3 protein-coding genes are annotated in these 958 nt (G+C 70.0%); all 3 read right to left on the bottom strand.

Annotated features, from left to right (window positions below; genetic code table 11):
• Window positions 1-64: 64 nt before the first annotated feature.
• Window positions 65-211 carry a hypothetical protein gene (locus C5C07_RS21410; protein ID WP_158546616.1) on the bottom strand — a complete coding sequence of 49 codons (147 nt, stop codon included), beginning with the start codon at window positions 209-211 and terminating at the stop codon, window positions 65-67.
• 159 nt (window positions 212-370) lie between these two features.
• Window positions 371-757: a hypothetical protein gene (locus tag C5C07_RS20350; protein WP_115806045.1), complete on the bottom strand. Its 387-nt coding sequence runs from the start codon at window positions 755-757 to the stop codon at window positions 371-373.
• Window positions 757-958 (bottom strand): hypothetical protein (locus C5C07_RS21415; protein WP_158546617.1); only part of this gene is annotated, 202 nt, incomplete at its 5' end. The genes C5C07_RS20350 and C5C07_RS21415, both read right to left, overlap by 1 nt.

Genomic DNA, 958 nt, shown 5'->3' on the forward strand with positions numbered 1-958 from the left:
GGAGGCCTGCCTTGCGGAGCACGCTGGGGAGGTCGTGGAGGCGGCGCTGGGTCATCGGGGACTCCTAGGTGTAGATGCCGTTGGGGCGGTGCGGCGGACACGGGCACAGAGCGGTGGGGTCGCCGAGCTCGGCGTGGCAGCGGGTGTACGTGTGCTCTTCGTGGTCGCAGTAGCGGCACGACGGCTGCCGGGAGACGGGACGCTCAGACACGGCGCCTCCCAAGGGGTCAGTCGAGCGGTTCGTCAGGCAGCGGTGGCAGCCAGCTGCAGGAGCAGCGGGTCACGGGTTGACGGCATCCGCCCTTGCAGAGCGGTACGAACACGCGGAGGGCGAGGCGGTTGATGAGCCGAGCGAGGCGCACGCGCAGCCTCAGCGGTCGCTCCGGAGGTCGGCGAGTTCGCGGGTGACCTCCAGAAGCTCCTGCTGCACCCGGGTGACCCGCTCCTCGAGCAGCGTGATCTTCGCTTCCTTCTTCGCCAGTTCCGCCTCGAGCGCCGACTCACGAGCCTCGGCGGCCGTGACGCGGCGGACGAGGGACTCGCGCTCCTCGTCCCAGGCGCGCTCGGCGAGGGCGAACCGGACTTCGAGGTTCTGCATCCTCGTGTGGTCGACCTGCAGCTCGACGGTCTGCACCGCCACGTCGCCCTTGGCCTGGTTGAACCGGCGCTCCTTGGCCCACGCGACGATGGCGCCGATCCCGCCGCCGGCGATGGCTGCGGTGAGGAGCGTCTTGGCGAGGTCAGCCCAGGTGTCCATCAGGCCTCCCTGCCTTTCAGCGTGAGGAGGCGAACGGTGAAGACGAGGCCGAAGGTGAGCACGATCATCGAGGGGAAGAACGCCTCCCACTGGTTCACGAGGAGCAGCGCCCCGGCGTAGACGTAGGACGCGAGCCCGAGGAGGCGGCATCCGAGCCGGTAGCCGGGGACGCGGGTGATCACGTAGAACCCGGCACCCCGC

This window comes from Haloferax sp. Atlit-4N, assembly GCF_003383025.1.
In the GTDB taxonomy this organism is placed as follows: Archaea; Halobacteriota; Halobacteria; order Halobacteriales; family Haloferacaceae; genus Haloferax; species Haloferax gibbonsii.

Coding starts and splice junctions, on each gene's coding strand:
- C5C07_RS20350 (WP_115806045.1), bottom strand. CDS start 757: ATGGACACCTGGGCTGACCTCGCCAAGACGCTCCTCACCGCAGCCATC.